The organism is Ligilactobacillus sp. MP3 (assembly GCF_024436335.1).
GTDB classification, from domain to species: domain Bacteria; phylum Bacillota; class Bacilli; order Lactobacillales; family Lactobacillaceae; genus Ligilactobacillus; species Ligilactobacillus salivarius.
Genome location: NZ_JANFQI010000001.1, coordinates 90,092 through 111,512 on the forward strand (window position 1 = coordinate 90,092; position 21,421 = coordinate 111,512).

General features: G+C 33.4%; 20 protein-coding genes. 17 read left to right on the plus strand and 3 right to left on the minus strand.

The genetic code is table 11. The annotated features are described in order from the left end of the window. Positions 1-21: 21 nt before the first annotated feature. The gene (gene whiA / locus NOU10_RS00490) at positions 22-969 is read left to right on the plus strand and encodes a DNA-binding protein WhiA (protein ID WP_003700622.1); all 948 of its coding nucleotides are present in this window, start codon (positions 22-24) and stop codon (positions 967-969) included. Positions 970-1,018: 49 nt separating this feature from the next. Here whiA and clpP read toward each other — a convergent pair whose 3' ends face one another. After that, on the minus strand, positions 1,019-1,612 hold the full coding sequence (gene clpP / locus NOU10_RS00495) for an ATP-dependent Clp endopeptidase proteolytic subunit ClpP (protein WP_003700621.1): 594 nt from the start codon (positions 1,610-1,612) through the stop codon (positions 1,019-1,021). 601 nt (positions 1,613-2,213) lie between these two features. Here clpP and NOU10_RS00500 point away from each other — a divergent pair. The 13 genes from NOU10_RS00500 to smpB all read left to right on the plus strand — a co-directional run bounded on the left by NOU10_RS00500 (position 2,214) and on the right by smpB (position 17,589). Beyond that, positions 2,214-3,242 carry a sugar-binding transcriptional regulator gene (locus NOU10_RS00500; RefSeq protein ID WP_003706553.1) on the plus strand — a complete coding sequence of 343 codons (1,029 nt, stop codon included), beginning with the start codon at positions 2,214-2,216 and terminating at the stop codon, positions 3,240-3,242. A gap of 62 nt (positions 3,243-3,304) precedes the next feature. Then, complete coding sequence (gene gap, locus NOU10_RS00505; protein WP_003700619.1) at positions 3,305-4,318, plus strand: type I glyceraldehyde-3-phosphate dehydrogenase; 1,014 nt, start codon at positions 3,305-3,307, stop codon at positions 4,316-4,318. 105 nt (positions 4,319-4,423) lie between these two features. Continuing rightward, positions 4,424-5,626 carry a phosphoglycerate kinase gene (gene pgk / locus NOU10_RS00510; protein WP_161022552.1) on the plus strand — a complete coding sequence of 401 codons (1,203 nt, stop codon included), beginning with the start codon at positions 4,424-4,426 and terminating at the stop codon, positions 5,624-5,626. A 57-nt stretch (positions 5,627-5,683) separates the two neighbouring features. Then, a complete protein-coding gene (gene tpiA / locus NOU10_RS00515; protein WP_003700616.1) occupies positions 5,684-6,439 on the plus strand; it encodes a triose-phosphate isomerase in 756 nt (251 codons plus the stop codon). Between the two features lie 113 nt (positions 6,440-6,552). Next, positions 6,553-7,878, plus strand: a complete 1,326-nt coding sequence (gene eno / locus NOU10_RS00520) for a phosphopyruvate hydratase (RefSeq protein WP_003700615.1) — start codon at positions 6,553-6,555, stop codon at positions 7,876-7,878. 162 nt (positions 7,879-8,040) lie between these two features. After that, positions 8,041-9,114: a DNA polymerase IV gene (gene dinB, locus NOU10_RS00525; protein ID WP_255905749.1), complete on the plus strand. Its 1,074-nt coding sequence runs from the start codon at positions 8,041-8,043 to the stop codon at positions 9,112-9,114. A 54-nt stretch (positions 9,115-9,168) separates the two neighbouring features. Further along, positions 9,169-9,888: a response regulator transcription factor gene (locus NOU10_RS00530; protein ID WP_011476194.1), complete on the plus strand. Its 720-nt coding sequence runs from the start codon at positions 9,169-9,171 to the stop codon at positions 9,886-9,888. Continuing rightward, positions 9,888-11,366 carry a HAMP domain-containing sensor histidine kinase gene (locus NOU10_RS00535; RefSeq protein ID WP_255905750.1) on the plus strand — a complete coding sequence of 493 codons (1,479 nt, stop codon included), beginning with the start codon at positions 9,888-9,890 and terminating at the stop codon, positions 11,364-11,366. The genes NOU10_RS00530 and NOU10_RS00535 overlap by 1 nt, the downstream gene beginning before the upstream one ends. Positions 11,367-11,432: 66 nt before the next feature. Next, entirely contained in the window at positions 11,433-12,614 is a 1,182-nt protein-coding gene (locus NOU10_RS00540) for an MFS transporter (protein WP_201898698.1), read from the plus strand. Between the two features lie 175 nt (positions 12,615-12,789). Continuing rightward, positions 12,790-14,328, plus strand: a complete 1,539-nt coding sequence (locus NOU10_RS00545) for a ClC family H(+)/Cl(-) exchange transporter (RefSeq protein ID WP_255905751.1) — start codon at positions 12,790-12,792, stop codon at positions 14,326-14,328. 59 nt (positions 14,329-14,387) lie between these two features. Further along, on the plus strand, positions 14,388-14,624 hold the full coding sequence (gene secG / locus NOU10_RS00550) for a preprotein translocase subunit SecG (RefSeq protein WP_003700607.1): 237 nt from the start codon (positions 14,388-14,390) through the stop codon (positions 14,622-14,624). 72 nt (positions 14,625-14,696) lie between these two features. Beyond that, positions 14,697-17,096, plus strand: coding sequence for a ribonuclease R (gene rnr, locus NOU10_RS00555; protein WP_003706562.1), 2,400 nt, complete (start codon positions 14,697-14,699; stop codon positions 17,094-17,096). Between the two features lie 25 nt (positions 17,097-17,121). Further along, positions 17,122-17,589 carry an SsrA-binding protein SmpB gene (smpB, locus tag NOU10_RS00560; protein WP_255905752.1) on the plus strand — a complete coding sequence of 156 codons (468 nt, stop codon included), beginning with the start codon at positions 17,122-17,124 and terminating at the stop codon, positions 17,587-17,589. 36 nt (positions 17,590-17,625) lie between these two features. Here the strand turns inward: smpB and NOU10_RS00565 are convergent, their stop codons facing one another. Both NOU10_RS00565 and NOU10_RS00570 read right to left on the minus strand, forming a co-directional pair. Further along, the gene (locus NOU10_RS00565; protein WP_255905753.1) at positions 17,626-18,129 is read right to left on the minus strand and encodes an LURP-one-related/scramblase family protein; all 504 of its coding nucleotides are present in this window, start codon (positions 18,127-18,129) and stop codon (positions 17,626-17,628) included. A gap of 64 nt (positions 18,130-18,193) precedes the next feature. Next, entirely contained in the window at positions 18,194-19,069 is an 876-nt protein-coding gene (locus NOU10_RS00570) for a Cof-type HAD-IIB family hydrolase (protein WP_255905754.1), read from the minus strand. Between the two features lie 139 nt (positions 19,070-19,208). Here NOU10_RS00570 and NOU10_RS00575 point away from each other — a divergent pair, with 139 nt between their 5' ends. From NOU10_RS00575 to tsaE, 3 genes are read left to right on the plus strand one after another with little or no spacing between them, the layout of a single operon-like run. Beyond that, positions 19,209-19,907, plus strand: a complete 699-nt coding sequence (locus NOU10_RS00575; RefSeq protein ID WP_003706565.1) for a uracil-DNA glycosylase — start codon at positions 19,209-19,211, stop codon at positions 19,905-19,907. Positions 19,908-19,940: 33 nt separating this feature from the next. Continuing rightward, positions 19,941-20,918 carry a phosphate acetyltransferase gene (gene pta, locus NOU10_RS00580; RefSeq protein WP_095759453.1) on the plus strand — a complete coding sequence of 326 codons (978 nt, stop codon included), beginning with the start codon at positions 19,941-19,943 and terminating at the stop codon, positions 20,916-20,918. A 3-nt stretch (positions 20,919-20,921) separates the two neighbouring features. Further along, complete coding sequence (gene tsaE, locus NOU10_RS00585; protein WP_095759454.1) at positions 20,922-21,374, plus strand: tRNA (adenosine(37)-N6)-threonylcarbamoyltransferase complex ATPase subunit type 1 TsaE; 453 nt, start codon at positions 20,922-20,924, stop codon at positions 21,372-21,374. The last annotated feature ends 47 nt before the right edge of the window (positions 21,375-21,421 follow it).

A 21,421-nucleotide genomic window follows, 5' to 3' on the forward strand; every position in this document is an offset into this window, starting at 1 on the left:
GTATAGAATAGAGGTGGAGGAATGTCATACGCTAGTGATGTAAAAAAAGAACTTACAATGCTTGAGGTTCATTTTGGTAATGCTAAGGCTGAATTGATGGCACTAATAAGGATGAATGGCTCATTGAGTATTGTTAATAAGCAATTTGTTTTAAGTGTTCAAACAGAAAATCCAGCTATTGCTAGGCGTATCTACCGATTATTAAAGCAGTTTTACGATATAGAGAGTGAATTGATCGTTCGTCGAAAGATGAAATTGAAGAAGAATAATTTTTATATTGTACGTTTAAAAACTGGAACAAATGAAATTTTAAAGGATTTAGATATACTAGATAATTTTCAGATTAAAGAAACTGTTCCTTTAGAATTTTTGGATGACGATGCCAAGGTAAGATCATATTTACGTGGGGCATTTTTAGCAACTGGTTCTGTTAATAATCCTGAAACAAGTAGATATCATTTAGAAATTTACTCACTATATGAAGATCATAATGATACAATATGTGAAATGATGAATAGATATGGATTAAATGCAAGGAAAACAGAGAGAAGAAGTGGTTATATTACTTATCTAAAAGAAGCTGAGAAAATAGCAGACTTTTTATCTTTGATAGGTGCAACGAATGCTATGCTGAAATTTGAAGATATTAGAATTGTTAGGGATATGAGAAATTCAGTTAATCGTATTGTGAATTGTGAAACTGCTAATCTTAATAAAATCGCAGATGCTTCTAAAAAGCAAATTGATAATATTAAGTTGATTGATGCTAAGGTGGGAATTGATAAATTACCACAGAAATTACAAGAAGTAGCAATAGCGAGATTGGGGCATCCAGAAGAAAGCTTAAAGAATTTGGGTGAACTTATACCTGGAGGACCAATTTCTAAATCTGGTATAAATCATAGGTTGAGAAAATTAAATGAAATTGCCGAAAAAATACGCGCTGGTGAAAGTATTGCGGTACTATAAAAAAAGTTCCTAGATTTTATGGTCTAGGAACTTTTTTATAATGTATTAATTATTTAATCTTCTTCTTATTCTTCATAATACCATCAATCAAACCATAATCTACAGCTTGTTGAGCAGTCATGAAATTGTCACGTTCAGTATCTTTATTGATAGTTTCAATATCTTGACCAGAACCGTCAGCTAAGATTTGATTAATTAACTTGCGAGTCTTAAGAATGTGTTCAGCAGCAATTTGAATTTCAGTTGATTGTCCTTGAGCACCACCTAATGGTTGATGAATCATAATTTCAGAATTAGGTAGAGCAAAACGTTTACCTTTGGTACCAGCTGTTGCAAGGACAGAAGCCATAGATGCAGCCATACCCATAACGATAGTTTGAACATCAGCATTAACGAAATTCATTGTATCGTAGATTGCTAAACCAGCAGAAACAGAACCACCAGGAGAATTAATGTACATATAAATATCTTTTTCAGAATCTTGAGCATCTAAAAATAGAAGTTGGGCGATGATAGCATTAGCCATGTCATCATTGACTTCACCAGATACCATAATAATTCTATCTTTTAATAAACGTGAATAAATATCATAAGCACGTTCACCTTGTGAAGATTGTTCAATAACTGTAGGCACTAAATTCATAAGAGAAACCTCCTAAATAAAATTTATATTCTTGAATAATTTTAGCATTCAAGCTCTTATATTGCTAGTTTAGTACAAAGGTCAATAATGGTCAAATTTAAAGCCTTAATTAAATGAAAATAATTTTATTGCTTTTAAAGTTTATATGAAGTAAAATCAATAACGTTATTTAATTTGTGCTGTTAGTGTAATGGATATCACACAAGATTCCGGTTCTTGTAATCTCGGTTCGACTCCGAGACGGCATATAATTAATTTTTAAGCTGGTTCAGGGTTGAGCTGGCTTTTTATTTTATTATAAATAATGTTCGGATTTTATCATTACAAAATGAAATTTAGAAATAAAAATTCTGAATATTTCGATATTATTTATAGAAAAGTTAATTTAATTAAGATTTAAAGAATTTATAAAGAAACGCTCAAATTAGAGAGTTTAAAGGCTTGCAAAATTTAAAGAATATTGATATACTACAAATGTAGTTGAGGTATAAGAACAGTTTAATGGTTAATTAATTGTTGTTGTACTTTTTCTTTTTAACTTAACTGGGTCGCTCGATGACACTGTTGGACGTCAAGAGTCCCGCAAGAAAGAGGACATAAAATGCGCGAGGAAGTAGAGTTGATTGAGTCAATCGTTCCGGATTTAATTGATGTTCTGAGGAAAAGATTCATTATCTTAAGAAATATTGATTGGTCTGAACCAGTTGGCAGAAGAGTATTAGCACAAACCTTGGGCATGAGTGAACGAGTTTTGCGGACTGAAACAGATTATTTAAGGAAGCAAGAATTAATTGCTTCAACAAAGTCTGGTATGATTTTGACTGCTAAAGGTAAAAGAACAATACAAGGCCTTTCCAAGTTGATGGACTCTTTATTAGGGTTACAACAAATGGAGAAAGAATTATCTCGATACCTAGGTATAAGAAACTGTTTAATTGTTTCGGGAGATAGTGATAGACAGCCTTTGATTATTGAGGACATGGGCAAGTTAGTAAATGATATCCTAGGTAAGGAATTGCCTAAGGGTAAAAATGTCATTGCTGCAATGGGTGGTACTACGATGGCTAAAGTTGCTACCTGTTTGACTTCCGAAATTGCAGTAGATAGAGATTTGACTTTCGTGCCTGCCCGTGGTGGTATAGGCGAAAGGTTAGATATTCAGGCGAATAATGTATGTGGCTTAATGGCTGAAAAAACTGGTGGTAATCACAGGACATTATATGTGCCTGAACAGGTTAGCGAAGATACTTATCGTCCGCTTCTTAATGAACCCGTAGTACAAGAAGTTGTGAATTTAATTAGACAGAGTAATGCTGCTGTTCATAGTATAGGTGAAGCAATTAGTATGGCAGAGAGACGTTCGATGCCTAAAAATGTGGTAGCAATGCTAAAAGAGCGTAAGGCTGTGTCTGAGACTTTTGGTTATTTCTTTGACGATAAGGGGAAAGTTGTTTACAAGATTCCTAGAATTGGATTGCAACTTGAAGATCTCGCGAATATGGATTGTATAATCGCTGTTGCTGGTGGTAGTTCTAAAGCACGAGCAATAGCAGCATACATGAAGAACGCTCCTGAGAAAACATACTTGATTACTGACGAAGGAGCTGCTAAGATGATTTTAAAAGGGTAGTAATTCTATTACCTTTTAAAATAAAATAAAATTTTCATTTCCTAAAGGAGGAAATTTTAGTTATGACAACTAAAGTAGGTATTAATGGTTTTGGCCGTATCGGTCGTTTAGCATTCCGTCGTATTGCTGAAACATCTAAGGACTTGGAAGTTGTTGCTATCAACGACTTAACATCTCCAGCAATGTTAGCACACTTATTGAAATATGATACAGCTCATGGTCAATTTGACGGTGAAGTTTCTGCTACAGACAACGCACTTATCGTAAATGGTAAGGAAATTCCTGTTTATGCTGAAGCTGATGCTAAGAACATTCCTTGGGTTAAGAACGATGGCGTAGACTTAGTTCTTGAATCAACAGGTTTCTACACATCTAAAGAAAAGGCATCTGCTCACCTTGAAGCTGGTGCAAAACGTGTATTAGTTTCTGCTCCTGCAGGTGACATGACAACAATCGTTTACGGTGTAAACGACGATGCAATCACAGCTGATGACAAGATTGTTTCTGCTGCTTCATGTACAACAAACTGCTTGGCACCACTTGCAAAGGCTGTTAACGATGCATTTGGTATCAAAGCTGGTACAATGACAACAATCCATGCTTACACAGCTACACAAAAATTACAAGATGGTCCAGATCGCAAGGGTAACGTTCGTAACGCTCGTGCTGCTGCTCAAAACACAATTCCTCACTCAACTGGTGCTGCAAAAGCTATCGGTTTAGTTGTTCCAGAATTGAACGGTAAGTTAGATGGACATGCACAACGTGTTCCTGTAATTACAGGTTCCTTAACAGAATTAGTTGCAACTCTTGACAAAGAAGTTACAGCTGAAGAAGTTAACGAAGCAGTTAAGAAAGTTACAGAAAACAACCCATCATTCGGTTACAACGCAGATGGCATTGTTTCTTCTGACATTATCGGTACAACATTTGGTTCTGTATTTGACCCAACTCAAACACAAGTTGTTGGTAAGGGTGACGGCCAAGTTGTTAAAGTTGTTGCATGGTACGACAACGAATACGGTTTCACATCTCAAATGATCCGTACATTAGAAAAATTTGCTAGCATGATCTAATTTTAGTTTTTACTAAAATTAATTTGCAATGCAAGTTACTGAGGCGGGAGGAGGTTACTCCTTCCGCCTTTTATTTTAATTCTACTTTGGAGGTTTACTAAAATCATGGCTAAACTTATTGTTTCAGATTTAGACGTAAAAGGTAAAAAAGTTCTTATGCGTGTTGACTTTAATGTTCCTATTAAAAATGGAGTAATTGGTAACGACAACCGTATTGTTGCTGCTTTACCAACAATTAACTACATTATTGAACACGATGGAAAGGCTATTTTATTCTCACACTTAGGACGTGTTAAGAAGGAAGAAGATAAGAAAGAATTATCCTTACGTCCAGTTGCAGAACGTCTTGCAGAATTATTAAACAAGCCTGTTACATTTGTTCCTGCTACACGTGGAGCACAACTTGAAGATGCTATCAATAATATGAATGATGGCGACGTTCTTTTAGTTGAAAATACTCGTTTTGAAGACTTAGATGGTAAGAAAGAATCTGGAAATGATCCAGAATTAGGTAAGTACTGGGCATCATTAGGTGATGTATTCGTAAACGATGCATTTGGTACAGCTCACCGTTCACATGCTTCTAACGTTGGTATTTCTGAAGCTATGAAGGCTGAAGGTAAGCAAGCTGCTGCAGGTTACTTACTTGAAAAAGAAATCAAGTTTTTAGGCAACGCTGTGGATAATCCAAAGCACCCATTTGTTGCTATCTTAGGTGGTGCTAAAGTTTCTGATAAGATTGGTGTTATTAACCACTTATTAGGAAAAGCTGATAAAGTTATCGTTGGTGGTGGTATGACATATACATTCTACGCTGCTAAGGGTATCAAAATCGGTAACTCTTTAGTTGAAAAAGATAAGATCGAATTAGCTAAGGAAATTATGGAAAAAGCTGGCGATAAGCTAGTATTACCTGTAGACAACGTATGTGCAAAAGAATTTAACAACGATGCACCTAGTGAAGTTGTTGAAGGTGATATTCCAGATGGTTACATGGCTCTAGATATTGGACCAAAATCTGTTGAATTATTTGAAGATACTTTGAAAGATGCTAAGACAGTTGTATGGAACGGACCTATGGGTGTATTTGAAATGAGCAACTTTGCAAAAGGTACACTTGAAGTAGGTAAGTTCTTAGGTACTTTAAGCGATGCTACAACAATTGTTGGTGGTGGCGATTCTACAGCTGCTGTACAACAATTAGGTGTTGCTGACAAGTTAACACACATTTCTACTGGTGGTGGTGCTTCCCTTGAATATCTAGAAGGTAAGACATTACCTGGTATCGCAGCAGTTTCTGATAAGTAATTTAAGTTAAGTTATAGAAACTAGGTTGAGGTTTAATTTCTGAAAGGATGATTTATTGTGCGTACACCAATTATCGCAGGTAACTGGAAAATGAATATGAATCCAGAACAAACTGCAGAATTTGTAAAAGCTGTTAAGGATAATTTACCAGCAGCATCTGAAGTTGAAGCTGTTATTGCAGCTCCTGCTGTTGACTTACCAGCATTACTTGAAAATGCAAAAGGTTCTGATTTAAAAGTTGCAGCTGAAAACTGCTACTTTGAAGATGAAGGTGCTTTTACAGGTGAAACATCACCAAAAGTACTAAAGGAAATGGGAGTAGACTACGTTGTTATCGGTCATTCCGAACGTCGTGATTACTTCCACGAAACTGATGAAGATATTAACAAGAAAGCTCACGCTATCTTCCGTAATGGTTTAACACCAATCATTTGCTGTGGTGAATCTTTGGAAACTCGTGAAGCTGGAAAAGCTGAAGAATGGGTAGCAAACCAAGTTACAGCAGCTTTGAAGGATCTTTCCGCAGAACAAGTTGCAAGCTTAGTTATCGCTTATGAACCAATCTGGGCTATCGGTACAGGTAAGACAGCTACTGCAGATCAAGCAGAAGAAATTTGTGCAGTAGTTCGTAAGACAGTTGCTGATTTATATGATGAAACAGTAGCTGACAAAGTACGTGTACAATACGGTGGTTCTGTAAAACCAGCTAACGTTAAAGAATTAATGGCAAAAGAAAACATTGATGGTGGATTAGTTGGTGGAGCTTCATTAGTTCCTGATTCATACTTACAATTAGTAAACTACAAAAACTAGTTTTTAGGATAAATTATTCATAAGTAATTGAATAATTTAGTAAAAACCCTTAAAATATCTATTAGAGAAGGAATTCTCAGTTAATTTTTATAAACTCAAAGGAGTGTAATTTAATGTCTGCAATTACAGAAATTTATGCACGCGAAGTTTTAGATTCACGTGGTAACCCAACAGTTGAAGCTGAAGTATATACACAAGATGGTGGTTTCGGTCGTGGAATCGTTCCTTCTGGTGCATCTACAGGTGAACATGAAGCTGTTGAATTACGCGATGGTGACAAAGATCGTTACATGGGTAAAGGTGTAACAAAAGCTGTTGCTAACGTTAATGATATTATTGCTAAGGAAATCGTTGGTTACGAAGTTACTGATCAAGTTGCTATCGATAAAGCAATGATTGCTTTAGATGGTACACCAAATAAAGGTAAGTTAGGTGCTAACGCAATCTTAGCAGTTTCTATTGCTGTTGCTCGTGCAGCTGCTGACGAATTACAAGTTCCATTGTACAACTACATTGGTGGTTTCAATGCTCACGTATTGCCAACACCTATGATGAACGTTATCAATGGTGGTGCTCACTCTGATAACAAGGTTGACTTCCAAGAATTTATGATTATGCCTGTTGGTGCTCCAACAGTTAAGGAAGCAATCCGTATGGGTTCAGAAACATTCCATCACTTACAAAAATTATTAGCTGCTGATGGTAAAGTAACATCCGTTGGTGACGAAGGTGGTTTTGCTCCTGACTTTGCAAACAACGAAGAACCATTAGAATACCTTATCAAAGCTATTGAAGCTGCAGGTTACAAGCCAGGTAAGGATATTGCTATTGCTGTTGACGTTGCTTCTTCTGAACTTTGGGACAATGATTCCAAGAAGTACAAGTTACGCTGGTCAACAGGTGAAGAATTCACAACTGAAGAATTCATCAAATATCTTGAAGGCTTAGTTGCTAAGTACCCAATTATTTCTATCGAAGATCCTATCGATGAAAACAACTGGGATGACTGGGTAACAATTACTTCTGAACTTGGTAAGAAAGTTCAATTAGTTGGTGACGACTTCTTCGTTACAAACACAGAATACCTACGTAAAGGTATCAAGATGGGTGCTGCAAACTCTATCTTAATCAAGGTTAACCAAATCGGTACATTAACAGAAACAATGGAAGCTATCGAAATGGCTAAAGAAGCTGGCTACACAGCTATTGTTTCACACCGTTCTGGTGAAACTGAAGATACAACAATTGCTGACTTAGTTGTTGCTACAAATGCAGGTCAAATTAAGACTGGTTCTATGAGCCGTACAGACCGTCTTGCTAAGTACAACCAATTAATGCGTATTGAAGATCAATTAACAGACTTGGTTGCTAAGTACAAGGGTATCAACTCATTCTACAACTTGAGTGAACAAGCTCGTCAAGACATCATTAACAAGTAATTGTTATGACTTAAGAAAGAATGTGATTATTAATCACATTCTTTTTTTGTTTGCTAAATTGAATATTAACTTATATAATATAAATGATTTAAAGAGATAAGTAATTATCTCTTTTTGTTTTATATTTTATAGAACGTACGTTTTAAAGGCGGTGATATTAACATGGAGAGAAAAATTTTGCATATTGATATGGATGCATTTTATGCTTCTATTGAAATGAGAGATAATCCAGAGTACTTAAATAAGCCATTAGTGATTGCTAGAAATCCTAAACATACTGCTGGAAAGGGAGTTGTAGCAACCGCTAATTATGTTGCTAGAAAATATGGAATTCATTCTGCAATGAGTGCTCAAAAAGCATTAGATAAGTGTCCTCATGCAATTTTTAAAACTCCTGATTTTACTAAATATCGCCGAGTATCCAGTCAAATTCATACAATATTTCATGAGTACACTGATAAAATTGAAAATGTAGCACTAGATGAAGCATATCTTGACATTACAGAAAATAAGTTAGGCATAAAATCAGCAGTAGAAGTTGCCTGTAGAATTCAAAGAGAAATTTATTTAAAAACTAAATTAACTTGTTCTACAGGAGTTTCGTATAATAAATTTCTAGCTAAATTAGCATCTGATTACTCTAAACCATTTGGAATAACAGTTGTGACACCAGATGATGTACAAGATTTTTTATTTAATATGCCAATTAAGAAATTTAGAGGCGTAGGTAAAAAAACATTACCTAAAATGTATGAGGAAGGGATATACTATGGTATTGATTTATACAATAAGAAAGAAATAGACTTAATTAATAAATTTGGTAAAATTGGACATATATTATATCAGCGTGTACGTGGTATAGATATGAGGCCAGTTGAATGGAAACGAGAACGAAAATCTGTTGGCAAGGAGCGGACATTTGATCAACCTTTAAAAACAGTTGAAGAGGTTGATAGTCAATTAAGATTGATAGCTACAAAACTTATAGGTATAACGACAAGTAGACAAATTAGGGGAAAAACTTTAGTTATTAAAGTTAGAAATAATGATTTTGAAACGGTAACAAAGAGAACTACCCTTCAAGATTATATTCCTAATGATGTAGAAAATATAGTTTTTTATGGAAAACAATTATTTGAAGAAGTACAAGACACAGATATAGATGTTAGGCTATTGGGCTTGACTTTGACAAATTTAGATACTGTAAATTTTGAAAATATGAGCTTACCTATTTAAAGTTTAATAATGATAGTGTAGCATATTACTTATAATGTAAGTGAGGTAATAAACATGAAACTACTAATGATTGAAGATAACAAATCAGTATGTGAAATGATGTCCATGTTTTTTGAAAAAGAAAAATGGGACGTAGAATATGCTTATGATGGTATTTCTGCAGTAGAAAAATTTAAAGAAAAATCTGATGAGTGGGATATGATCACACTTGACTTGAATTTGCCTGGAATGGATGGAATGCAAGTTAATGCTGAAATAAGAAAAATTTCAAGTACTGTTCCAATCATAATTTTGACTGCTAGAGATTCTGAAAGTGATCAGATTTTAGGCTTAGAAATGGGAGCAGATGAGTATGTTTCGAAGCCATTTTCACCAATAACATTAATTGCAAGAATTAAAGCCCTTCATCGTCGTGCTCAAATTTCTGCATTAGGAAGCAGCAAACAGAATAAGGTAGATGATGATTTTGATGTTAAAACAGATCATTTTAAACTAAATTCTAGTACTAGAGAAGCTTACTTGAATGACAATAGGATTGATGGTCTAACACCAAAAGAATTTGACTTGTTAAGAGTATTAGCAAAAAAACCACGTCAAGTATTCTCTAGAGAACAATTATTGCAATTGGTATGGGATTATGAATACTATGGTGATGAAAGAACAGTTGATGCACATATTAAAAAGCTAAGACAAAAAATTGAAAAAGTTGGTCCACAAGTTATACAAACTGTGTGGGGTGTTGGATATAAGTTTGATGATACAGAGGCAGAATAATGAAATTTATATATCAACAAATGCTGGCTTTTTTGTCTATTATAATTATTTTGTCTGGAACGTTAGCGATGGTCTTTTTTCATTTAACTAAGGAAATGACGTATGAAAATGCCTGGCAACAGATGCAAGGCTATGCTTATACTTTAAGGAAAGAAGCTCTCAAATTGACAACAGATAAAGCCGGAAAGACAATAATTGTATTGAATGTCTCACAATTAAAAGCTACAGAAAAACTATTATCAGCACAAAACACACATTTTACTATTTATACAAGTAGAACAGACGTGTTATATCCTGATAATTCAGTCATTCGTGAGAATAGAAGTATTAGTAAGGCTGATTGGAAACAGTTGACAGCAGGTAATGTTGTTAAGAGAAAACAGGACTTTAGACCAAGAAAAAGTAAGAGTGAAGTAGATGGGTCGGATGTTAAAATAACGGATATTTACGCCCCTTGTTTTGATTATCAGGGAAATTTAGTAGCTGTTATTAAAGTAGGTGAAGACTTATCTAATATCACACAGAACCTACAAATTATAAGACGAAATGTAGTTTTGACAGTTGCCTTTGCAATTTTAGTAGGAGTTATTTTAAGTATCATAATTGCCCATTTCTTAACTAAAAAAATAGCTCGATTGAGAAATGCTACAGATCTAGTTGCTGCGGGAAATTTTGATGTGCATTTAGATACTAATGGTGACAGTGAATTGGATAAATTAACATTGGACTTCAATTCAATGGTACAATCATTGCGTGAATCAAATGAAGAAATAAAGCGTCAAGAAGAACGTAGACGCCAATTTTTTGCTGATGCAGCACATGAAATGAGGACACCGTTAACTACTATTAATGGGTTGCTTGAAGGCTTGGCATATGATGCTATTCCTGAAGAAAGCAAAGAGAAAAGTATTGAATTAATGCGTAATGAAACTAAACGTTTGATAAGATTAGTAAATGAAAATTTAGACTATGAAAAAATTAGATCTGGACAAATTGAACTTTCCAAAACTGAGTTTGATGTTGTTCAAGTTTTAAATAATATTATTAAGCAATTAAGAAATAAAGCTGAACAAGTAGGAGATAAATTTGAATTGTATACACCTGATAAATTAATGGTTTATGCAGATTATGATAGGTTAGTTCAAATTATTTTTAATATTACACAAAATGCGATACAATTTACAGAAAATGGTGTAATTAGCATCTCTGCTGAAAAAGGAAATGAAGAAACAATTATTCGCATCTCTGATAATGGAATTGGTATGAACGAAGAACAATTAAGAAATATTTGGGAACGATATTATAAAGCTGATCCTTCAAGAAAAAATACCAAGTATGGCGAATCTGGATTAGGATTATCTATTGTTCATCAATTAATGCAATTACATCAAGGAAGCGTTACTGTTGAAAGTAAGGAAGGAAAGGGGACAACCTTTACTTTACGTTTTCCAAATAAAAATAAGTTAAGTAAAATTTAGATTAATTAAGGATACAGTTGAACAAGGAGGTTTGACTGTATTTTCTTGTAGAGGGGTGGAGATTTTTTGAAAAAAGAAATATCTTTATTCGCTGTATTGCTAGGCTCTTTTTGTACTAGCTTTGAAATGAGTTTTATTTGGCCATTAACAAGTGTTTATTTGCACGACAATCTGCATATTTCACTCGCACTAGTGGGCTTAGTGTTATTTTTTAATTCTTTGGCTAGTGTAATTGGAAATATATTTGGTGGATTAGGATTTGATAAATTGAATCCATATTATTTATTGTTATTAGGCGGAGGAGTTACAACCTTATCCCTAGTTGTTTTAGTATTTTTCCACCAGGCTTTACCGTTTTCTATCTGTCTATTCTTTTTAGGATTAAGTGCAGGATGGAATGGAACTCTAATAAGTGCGTTAGGTGCGATATTGAAGAAATATGACGGTAATTATGTGTTTAATATGATTTATTTTATCCAAAATCTTGGAATTGTTATTGGGTCTTCAACTGTAGGTTTCCTATATGATTGGAATATAAAGTTGCCATTTATAGCTGCTATGCTAATTAGTTTTGGCTTTTTGTTAGTTGTAATGATAGGATTTCGTGCATTGAAGTACGAAAACATACATGGTAATACCCATAAACATAGTAAAGTTAAGGTTGTTTTACCAAAAATAAACATGTATTTAATCTATAGTTTATTTGCGATGTTGTTGGTTACTTGGACAATGTATCAACAATGGGGAAGTAATGTTTCAGTATATATTACAAGTTTAGGAATACCATTTCGTTACTATAGTGTTTTATGGACTATCAATGCAGGACTAATATTGGTAATTCAAATTTTTATTGTTAGATTAAGACATCTAATAAAGAATAATTATCTTCCAATTTACTTTGGTATATTTACTTTTGCGTTATCTTTTGTAGTTTTATTTTTTGCTAAACAGTATTATTTATTTGTCGTAGCAATGGTCCTACTGACATTTGGAGAGGCTTTAGCTTTTCCTCAAGTTCCAGTTATTATTAATCAACTGACACCAAATGAAGTTAAAGGTAAATATCTTGGTTTAGTTAATTCATTTGGAAGTGCTGGAAGAGCAATCGCCCCTTTATTTGGTGGATTGGTTATTGAAGGTTTTGGATATAGAAATTTATTTTTAATTGCGATAATTTTTAATTTAGCAATATTAGTAATAGTGTATTTAGTTAGATTAAGAGTCGGAAATAACGTAAAAAATTATTAATAGATGGTAATAGATTTAATAGAATATATAGAAAATACAGGATCAATTTATAATTTATAGATTGATTCTGTATTTTTTATGGTGATGTTGAAATATTAAGCATTTAGATTGTATTTGAAATAGTATATAATTAAATTTATAACATTATTAAATTTTTATTTTGAAGGGAATTAAAATGAAATTTGATACGAGTAGATTTATATTTATAGTTAAAGGATTATTAGTTGGAGCGGCAGTAGGAATTGTAGTTAGTTTATTTCGACTATTAATTGAAAAATTTTTAGTACTTATCAAGTTTTTGTTTATGCAAGCCCATAATAATTCAATCTATTTTATAATTTTAGCAATTATAATGTTAGTATCTTTAATAGCTAATTCAAAATTCATTAAGGATGAACCAAATATTAAGGGATCAGGTATTCCCCAAGTCGAAGGACAACTTGCTGGAGAATTGGAAATGAACTGGTGGTCTGTTCTTTGGCGTAAATGGGTTGGTGGAATTTTAAGTATCGGAATAGGCCTATTTTTAGGGCGTGAAGGTCCATCAATTCAATTAGGAGCAGCAGTAGGACAGGGGATAGCTGAAAGAACAAATCATCGCGGTTCTGGTAGAAGAATTTTAATTGCTGGAGGAGCTTCAGCAGGATTATCTGCAGCTTTTAATGCACCAATTGCATCAACATTATTTATTCTTGAAGAGGTTTATCATAATTTTTCTCCATTAGTTTGGACAACTTCTTTAGCAGCGGCAATTGCAGCTAATTTTGTTTCTTTAAATTTTTTTGGTTTAACACCAGTATTACATATGTCTTATAAATTAGCTTTTCCCATTCATTATTATATCCATCTAGTATTATTGGGAATTTTTTTAGGACTCTTAGGGTATGTTTATCAATACTTAACTTTAAATGTCGATAGATTTTATAAACTATTTAAATTTATCCCTAGTAATTGGTTAGCAATAATTCCCATAATATTATTATTTCCTTTAGGGTACTTTTTACCAGACACTTTAGGTGGAGGTAATAGTTTAATTCTTGAAATAGGTGGTAATATTCCGACGGTATGGCTACTTTTAGGTATTTTCTTATTAAGATTACTATTTTCTACTTTATCTTACGGTAGTGGATTGCCTGGTGGAATTTTCTTGCCTATTTTGACAATTGGAGCTACTTTAGGAGCTTTATATGGAGTTGTTGCAGCTCATTTTGGTTTATTGCCAGATAAATATATTGTTGACTGTATTATTTATGCCATGGCAGGTTATTTTGCTTGTATAGGGAAAGCACCATTTACGGCGATTCTCTTAATTACCGAAATGGTAGGTTCTTTGCATCATTTAATGCCATTAGCAGCCGTATCACTAACAGCATATACAGTTGTTGATTTATTACGTGGACGCCCAATTTACGAAACATTGTTAGAAAAATCTCTTAAACGTTATACACCACATCTAGATGAGTTTACAGATCAATTAGAAATTCCTGTATTTGCAGGTTCATATTTACAAGACAAACAAGTTAGAGATATAACATGGCCTAAAGAATGCTTATTAGTGGCAATTCAACGTGGAGAAAAACAAACAATCCCACATGGTGATACGTTAATTAGAAGTGGTGATACTCTTGTAATTGAGACTGGAGATGCTCATCGTGCAGAAGTAGCAAGAAAAATTGGACATATTGCTAATGACATTTCCAACTGGAAAAACTAGTAAAGATATGTTAAATTAGAGTATATGTATTACTGTATAAGGAAAAGGAGGTTTTCCTTTTGTATAATGTGTTATTAACATTATTAGTTATTATCTCAATATTAATAATTATCGCTGTGATGATGCAGCCTGCTAAAAATGATAATGCTTCAACTGCTCTTTCAGGCGGTTCAAGTGAGTTATTTAGTAAGCAAAAACCACGTGGATTTGAAGCGTTTATGCAAAAAGTAACAACAATTTTAGGAATTTTATTTTTTGTGATAGGTTTGGCATTGGTTTATTTGTCATCTCACTAATTACTATAAACCTCCTGTTAATTTACAGGGGGTTTTTCTATACAAATTATTTAATAAATGACGAGGAATTAAATGGATAAAGAAAAATTACAAGAAAAGCTATTACAAATTTTTGAAGCTGAACCACAAAAAAAATTCCAAGTTCAAGATTTAGTTAAAGTTCTTGACATGGAAGGAGCAGGTCAATTCAAATTTGTAGTACAAGCTTTAGCAGATTTAGAACATAATAAGCAAATAAAATTATCTGAAGATGATACATTTAGTTTAATAGTAAAAGAAAGTCCTAAGACTTTTGAGGGAGTCTTTCACGCTAATGATAGAGGATTTGGCTTTGTATCAGTAGATGATGAAGAATTGGATGATTTCTTTATTAGTCCTACACAAACTTTAGCTGCATTGAACGGCGACCGCGTTGTAGTCGAAATGATCAGTGAAGGAGATCCTGAAATTAGCAAGCGTCCTGAAGGTAAGGTTATCGAAATTATTGATCATGCTCTAACACAAGTTGTTGGGGAATTTCGTGTTGATCCAGATGAAATCATGCCAGATGGATATATTGGAACAGTACATTTAAAAGATAAAAAATTATCTAATATCAAGTGTTTTATTGAAGAAAAAGGGCTACATCCAGTACCTGGGGAAGTTATTTTAGCTGATATCACTTCTTATCCTACACAGACACTACCAAATATAATCAAGGCAGTAGCTGTTAAAGTTATTGGTAATGTTAACGATCCAGGAATGGATATTTTAGAAATTGTATACCAACACAATATTCCAACTGAATTTCCAGAAGAAGTGTTAGAACAAATTTCTAAGATTCCAGACTATGTTACAGAAGAAGAAAAAGTTGGTCGTGTAGACTTAACTGATCAAGATCTTGTTACTATTGATAGTATAGAATCTAAGGACTTGGATGATGCTGTAAATGTTTGGAAACTTCCTAATGGAAATTATCATTTAGGAGTACATATTGCTGATGTTTCACATTATGTAAAACCTAAAACACCTCTAGATAAAGAGGCTTTTGAACGAGGTACTTCTGTTTATTTAACAGACAGAGTTATTCCAATGTTACCTCCTAAATTATCTAATGGTATATGTTCTTTAAATCCACATGTAGAACGTTTAGCAATGACATGTGAAATGGAAATTAATGCTGATGGAGAAGTTGTAAATCATAAAATTTTCCCAAGTGTCATTAAATCAACTGAAAGAATGACATATAAGGCAATCAATAAAATTTTAGAATCTGATGATGAAAAAACTAAAGAACGTTATGCAGATTTAGTACCTATGTTTAAAGACATGGCTGAATTACATAAGATTTTAGTTAAAATGAGAAAACGTCGTGGTGCAATTGATTTTGATGCCCCTGAAGCAAAAATCATTGTAGATGAATTAGGACATCCAATTGATATTGAATTACGTGAACGTGGAACTAGTGAAAGAATGGTCGAGTCATTCATGTTAGCAGCTAATGAAACTGTCGCGGCTCACTATAATAAATTACATGTACCATTTGTATACCGTATTCATGAAACACCAACTCCAGAAAAAATAACAACATTCTTTGAAGCTCTTAATAGTTTAGGAATAGAAGTTACTGGTAGAAGTAATGATGTTAAACCTAAGATGTTACAAAATATCTTGAAGAAGGTAGCAGGTAAACCAGAAGAAGCAATGGTATCAACAATGTTGCTTCGTTCTATGCAACAAGCTAAATACTCACCTGACCCATTGGGACATTTTGGTTTAGCAGCTAAAGATTATACTCACTTTACTTCCCCAATTAGACGTTATCCTGACTTGATGGTACATCGTTTGATTAGATACTATAAAGAAAATGGTACATCTGAACAAGTTCAAGAAAAGTATCGTAACAAATTAGACGAAATTACACTTCACAGTTCACAAATGGAAAGACAAGCAATTGACGCTGAACGTGATACTGATGCAATGAAGAAGGCTGAATTTATGGCTGATAGAGTTGGAGAAACATTCCCAGCTGTAGTTAGCTCAGTTACAAAATTTGGAATGTTTATTGCGCTTGAGAATACTGTAGAAGGTTTAATTCATATTAGTGAGATGAAAGATGACTATTACGTATTCCTTGAAAAGCAAATGGCGTTAGTTGGTCGTCATTCTAAACGAACATTTAAGATTGGACAACCAATTGAAGTTAAACTAATTAATGTTAATGTCGAACAAAAAGAGATAGACTTTAAATTAGAGGGTGTCAAAGATATTCCTAAGTCTGATTTATTAGAGGGTGTTGAATTACCTGAATTTAAACCACGTGATAATAATAAACGTCGTTTTAAAGATAAGGATAAAAAACGTTCACATGGCAATAAGAAGTACCATGGTAAAGATAAGAAAAACTTTAAAGGTGGACAAAAGCCTTTCTACAAAAATGGTAATAAAAATAGATTTAATCACTCTAATAAGAAAGGTCGACGTTCAAGATAAGTTTATTGATAAGGGTGTGAGATAAGTGGCAAAAAGTAAGCCTAAAGATAATGCTTTAGCACAAAATCGTAAAGCACGCCATGATTATAATATTTTAGAGACTTATGAGGCTGGAATTGCTTTAACTGGGACAGAAATAAAATCTGTACGTGCTAGCCGAATTAATTTAAAAGACGGTTTTGCGCAAGTTAAAAATGGTGAAGTTTGGCTAATGAATGTTCATATTTCTTTATACGATCAAGGAAATATTTTTAATCATGATCCTTTAAGAAATAGAAAGTTATTATTACACAAAAAAGAGATTAAACATTTAAGTGAAGAAACTCAGAAAAAAGGAATTACGATAGTACCTTTGAAAGTATATATCAAAAATGGATTTGCCAAAGTATTGATAGGTATCGCACAAGGTAAACATGTCTATGACAAGCGTGAGGCAATAAAACGTCGTGATCAAGAAAGAGAAATAAGAAGAACTTTGAAAAATTATGGATAGAAAAAAACTCGTTGAGCATTTGTTCAACGAGTTTTTTTATGAATAATTAACGTTAAGATTATTATTTAGTTCAGTTTGATTAGAATGTGAAGGATTACGCATTTTAGCCCAATAGTCTAAAATTGAAGCGATGCATAAACATAATGGTTCATATTCTTTATGGGAGATTTCAAATTCTAAATAATTACCGCCGTCTGGAAGAGTTACTTCATGAATTTTCATAATGCAGTCTCTACCTTTAAAAACCTTATAGTTAAAAGTAAAAAGATTACCAAAAATAAACCAATTTAATTTTTTTACGAATAACATATCATGATTAGTACCATAATACCTTCTAAGAGAACCAGCATAATGGCCATCTTCCAAAAATATAAATTTTGGAAAAAAACCTAGCGATTTTTGACGAGCTTCAGCTAATAACTTTCCCTGAATATCAAAAAGATCTATTCGGCCTTGGTGTCCGCCAAGATGGCCCGAAAGAAAGTAGATAATTTTTTTGTCTGAGTCTCTAAAAGTAAGCTGAGTCCCAACTTCGAACATATCTCGGCGTGTGTATAACTTACGAATTTGAATCACCCTCAATCATACGCTAATTATAGATTAATTAGTGTTCTTGATTTTCTCTAAGAACTTCTTCAATAGCCTTACCAACACCGTCAGAAGTATTAGTGTCAGCTATTCTTTTAGCTAACATTTTAACTTCGTTAGAGCCATTTTCCATTGCATAACTTATTCCAGCGACTTTTAACATAGAAACATCATTGTTATTGTCGCCAATTGCCATGACGTTATCCATAGGTATATTTAAATAGTCAGCATATGCTTGTAAAGCAATTCCTTTCTGAGCATTAACATGATTAATTTCAATGTTAGATTCAGAAGAAGAGGTTACAACAAGTTCAGAATTTTCACTGATTTCATTACGAATAGGATCTAAAACTTTCTTACCTTCAGAACTAAAGGCAACAATTTTGAAAACTTTGGTGTGCTTTTCATCTATAAGTTCCATATAGTCGTCAGTATAATTGATATTCATAAGTTCTAGACGATTAGAAGCCATGATAACAGCTAACTTATATGGAGTATCAGGACTAACTCGAGTTAAAAGTTCAGCAAAGTTTTCAATTCTTTTAGCTTTGTTATCAGAGTAGATGCCCTTTGAAGTGATTACTTCAGCGTAGAGTCCTTTTTTTCGTAATAAGCGAATGATTTTTTTAGCAGTAATTTTAGGTAGAGGAGAAGAACTTAAAACTTTTCCATTTTCATCTAAAACTTCAGCACCGTTAAGTGTAATCATAGGACTATTGAAATCAGCAGCCTCAATTAAAGGCTTGATTTCATTATATCCACGACCAGAGGAAACAATGAAGTGAACCCCATTTTTTTGTGCTTCTTTAATGGCATCGGCATTTCGTTTAGAAATTACCATTTTGTCATTTAAAAGTGTACCGTCCATATCTGAAGCGATTATTTGTATCATAAAGGAAGCCTCCCTAAAAAACTTTATACTACTAGTTTACCATGATATAGTGAAGAAAAGTAAATTTTAGAGACTAAGAATTTAGTGATAGTGATTAATCTTTAAATAAATTTATGATAGAATAGAAAACGAGGTGTTCATGTTGAAAACGTTTATACACAATGATTGGCAAGAAGTATTAGGTCCAGAATTTGAGAAACCTTATTATACAGAATTGCATAATTTTTTAAAAAATGAATATAAGACGCAGTATATTCACCCAGATATGTACCATATATACGAAGCCTTTGAATGGACGCCATTTTCAAAGGTAAAAGTTGTCATTTTAGGACAAGATCCTTATCATGGCCCTAATCAAGCTCATGGGTTAAGTTTTTCTGTGTTACCAGGCGTGGCTATTCCACCTTCATTACGGAATATCTACAAGGAGTTATATTCCGATTTAGGAATAAAACCTGTTAATCATGGTTATCTTGAAAAATGGGCTAAACAGGGTGTTTTAATGTTAAATTCAGTTTTAACGGTTAGAAATGGACAGGCATTTTCTCATCAAGGAAAAGGTTGGGAAAAATTGACGGATGAAGCGATTAAAAAGCTCTCAGAAAGACCAATGCCAGTTGTTTTTATATTGTGGGGAGCAGCTGCTAGAAAAAAGGCAGCTTTGATTGATAGAAAGAAGAATATCATTATTGAATCTCCACATCCTAGTCCTCTTTCTGCTAACAGGGGATTTTTTGGATCTCGTCCGTTTTCAAAAACTAACGCTGCTTTGGAGGCATTAGGTGAAACGCCGATAGATTGGCAATTACCAGAGAAAGTAGAATTGACAGAAAAGTAAATTAACCTTAATTTAATTTTAGAGGTGTTTTAAATGGATTTATTTGATAACTTAAAGCAAAAAGTTGCAGGAGCAAACAAAACAATAGTATTCCCAGAAGGACAAGAACCACGCATTTTTCGTGCAGCTATTCGATTGAAGAATGACGGTTTAGTAGTTCCTATTTTGTTAGGAAAAGTTGATGAAATTAAGCAAAATGCGGAAAATGAAGGGGTAGATTTAGGAGATATTGAATTAATTGATCCAAATACTTACCCTGAAGATAAATTTGCTGAAATGGTAGAAGCTTTTGTTGAACGCAGAAAAGGCAAAAATACTAAAGAACAAGCAGAAACAATGCTACGTGATGTAAATTATTTTGGAACAATGTTAGTTTACATGGATAAAGCTGATGGCTTAGTTTCAGGTGCTATTCATTCAACAGGGGATACAGTACGCCCAGCATTACAAATAATTAAAACAAAGCCAGGCGTAAGTAGAACAAGTGGTGCTTTTGTAATGGTTAAAGGCGATGAAAGATATTTATTTGCAGATTGCGCTATCAATATTAATCCAGGTGCACAAGAATTAGCTGAAATTGCTGTGGAAAGTGCAAACACTGCTAAAATTTTTGATATTGATCCACAAGTTGCAATGCTAAGTTTCTCTACAATGGGTTCAGCTAAATCAGATGAAGTAACAAAAGTTCAAGAAGCAGTAAAATTAGCTAAAGAATTAGCACCTAATGAAAAGATTGATGGAGAACTACAATTTGATGCAGCTTTTGTACCAGTTGTTGCTAAACAAAAGGCACCAGAATCAGAAGTTGCAGGATACGCTAATGTCTTTGTATTCCCAGAATTACAATCTGGAAATATTGGATATAAAATTGCACAAAGATTAGGAGGATTCGAAGCAATTGGACCTGTTCTTCAAGGGTTAAATAAACCTGTATCAGATTTATCAAGAGGTTCTGTTGAAGAAGATGTCTACAAGGTTGCAATTATTACAGCAGCTCAAGCTTTGATGTAAAACATGGAAATAGTAAGTAAAAAAGCAGAAGATACAGAAAAGTTGGCAAAAAAGATAGCTCAATTTTTAAAGCCTCAAGATATTATTTTGCTAGATGGAGATTTAGGTGCTGGTAAAACAACTTTCACTAAAGGACTTGCTTTAGGATTAGGAATTAAGAAAAATGTAAAAAGTCCAACATTTACAATTGTTAGAGAATATCATGAAGGTAGATTACCACTATATCATATGGATGTTTATCGTTTAGAAGATACCAGTGCTGATGATATTGGCTTAGATGAATATTTTAACGGTGACGGTGTAAGTGTTGTTGAGTGGTCACAATTTATTGATGATGAATTACCTAATGAATATTTGATTATTCATATCATTAAAGATGAACAAAATGATGATCAGAGAAAGATAGTAGTTGAGGCTAAAGGGGAACGTTATCAAGAATTGCTAGCGGAGTTATAATATTTGATGCTAATAAAAGCACTGTAGGATCTGATTACGTACAGAAG